Raw genomic sequence first — 2,414 nt, forward strand, 5'->3', positions numbered from 1 at the left:
GATGGGTGCCATTGAGTGTGGTGCTTTGATCGGTGTGTGGTTGTTCTTTGAGAACTCAACAGGGTGCTTGTAAAGCCAGTGCCAATTATGATTTATACCCCGGACTGGTCAGTTTTTGCTGGCTGGTTGGGATTCCTTTGGCAACATTTGTTTGTTGCCGGGATAGCTGTTCAACTCATTTTTTGTTGGAGAGTTTGATCCTGGCTCAGGACGAACGCTGGCGGCGTGCTTAACACATGCAAGTCGAGCGGAAAGGCCCTTCGGGGTACTCGAGCGGCGAACGGGTGAGTAACACGTGAGCAACCTGCCCCAAGCTTTGGGATAACCCTCGGAAACGGGGGCTAATACCGAATATTACTGCTGGCCGCATGGCTGGTGGTGGAAAGTTTTTCGGCTTGGGATGGGCTCGCGGCCTATCAGCTTGTTGGTGGGGTGATGGCCTACCAAGGCGACGACGGGTAGCCGGCCTGAGAGGGCGACCGGCCACACTGGGACTGAGACACGGCCCAGACTCCTACGGGAGGCAGCAGTGGGGAATATTGCACAATGGGCGGAAGCCTGATGCAGCGACGCCGCGTGAGGGATGACGGCCTTCGGGTTGTAAACCTCTTTCAGCAGGGACGAAGCGAGAGTGACGGTACCTGCAGAAGAAGCACCGGCCAACTACGTGCCAGCAGCCGCGGTAAGACGTAGGGTGCGAGCGTTGTCCGGATTTATTGGGCGTAAAGAGCTCGTAGGCGGCTTGTCGCGTCGACCGTGAAAACTTGGGGCTCAACCCCAAGCCTGCGGTCGATACGGGCAGGCTAGAGTTCGGTAGGGGAGACTGGAATTCCTGGTGTAGCGGTGAAATGCGCAGATATCAGGAGGAACACCGGTGGCGAAGGCGGGTCTCTGGGCCGATACTGACGCTGAGGAGCGAAAGCGTGGGGAGCGAACAGGATTAGATACCCTGGTAGTCCACGCTGTAAACGTTGGGCGCTAGGTGTGGGGGGCCTCTCCGGTTCCCTGTGCCGCAGCTAACGCATTAAGCGCCCCGCCTGGGGAGTACGGCCGCAAGGCTAAAACTCAAAGGAATTGACGGGGGCCCGCACAAGCGGCGGAGCATGCGGATTAATTCGATGCAACGCGAAGAACCTTACCTGGGTTTGACATGGCCGCAAAACCTCCAGAGATGGGGGGTCCTTCGGGGGCGGTCACAGGTGGTGCATGGCTGTCGTCAGCTCGTGTCGTGAGATGTTGGGTTAAGTCCCGCAACGAGCGCAACCCTCGTTCGATGTTGCCAGCGCGTTATGGCGGGGACTCATCGAAGACTGCCGGGGTCAACTCGGAGGAAGGTGGGGATGACGTCAAGTCATCATGCCCCTTATGTCCAGGGCTTCACGCATGCTACAATGGCCGGTACAATGGGCTGCGATACCGTGAGGTGGAGCGAATCCCAAAAAGCCGGTCTCAGTTCGGATCGGGGTCTGCAACTCGACCCCGTGAAGTCGGAGTCGCTAGTAATCGCAGATCAGCAACGCTGCGGTGAATACGTTCCCGGGCCTTGTACACACCGCCCGTCACGTCACGAAAGTCGGCAACACCCGAAGCCGGTGGCCCAACCCTTGTGGAGGGAGCCGTCGAAGGTGGGGCTGGCGATTGGGACGAAGTCGTAACAAGGTAGCCGTACCGGAAGGTGCGGCTGGATCACCTCCTTTCTAAGGAGCACCTTCCGACGAAAGTCGGTAAGGAGCCCGCACTGCCCGAATGTGGTGGTGGGGTGCTCGAATGGCGGAGACACTGGCAAGTTTTTCCTCGGCAACGGCCGGGACACCTAGTACAGCCACTCCTTCGGGGGTGGTGGGAACGGCAATGTTCTGGTGCGGCTGAGAAAGAATGTGAGCACCCTGTTGGGTCCTGAAGGAACAACCATGGTGTTGTTGTTTCAGAGACGCGCCGGCCTCCCGTGTGGGGGCTGGGAGTCTGCCAGGCATGGCCTGGCCCCGCATACCGCCGACTGTTGGGTTGGGTTTGGTGTGGGGCTGTTGGGGTTGTGGGTTGGTCGTTTGTTGAGAATTGCACAGTGGACGCGAGCATCTTTGTGGTCAAGTTGTCAAGGGCGAACGGTGAATGCCTTGGCACCAGGAGCCGATGAAGGACGTGGGAGGCCGCGATAGGCCTGGGGGAGCTGTCAACCAAGCTGTGATCCCAGGGTGTCCGAATGGGGAAACCTGGCACCAGTCATGTGGTGTCACCCACACCTGAACACATAGGGTGTGTGGAGGGAACGCGGGGAAGTGAAACATCTCAGTACCCGTAGGAAGAGAAAACAATTTAGTGATTCCGTGAGTAGTGGCGAGCGAAAGCGGATCGAGGCTAAACCGGCTGCGTGTGATACCTGTCAGGGGTTGCGTGGTCGGGGTTGTGGGACCCTA

General features: G+C 58.6%; 2 rRNA genes (1 of these 2 running past the window's edge). Both read left to right on the forward strand.

The annotated features are described in order from the left end of the window. Positions 1-182: 182 nt before the first annotated feature. Positions 183-1,697 (forward strand): 16S ribosomal RNA (locus ACZ6NZ_RS32310). 385 nt (positions 1,698-2,082) lie between these two features. Next, positions 2,083-2,414: ribosomal RNA gene (locus ACZ6NZ_RS32315) — 23S ribosomal RNA — on the forward strand (it continues 2,975 nt past the right edge of the window). Together the 16S and 23S rRNA genes form the textbook arrangement of a ribosomal RNA operon.

The sequence above is a fragment of the Micromonospora sp. NPDC047756 genome (assembly GCF_055587245.1).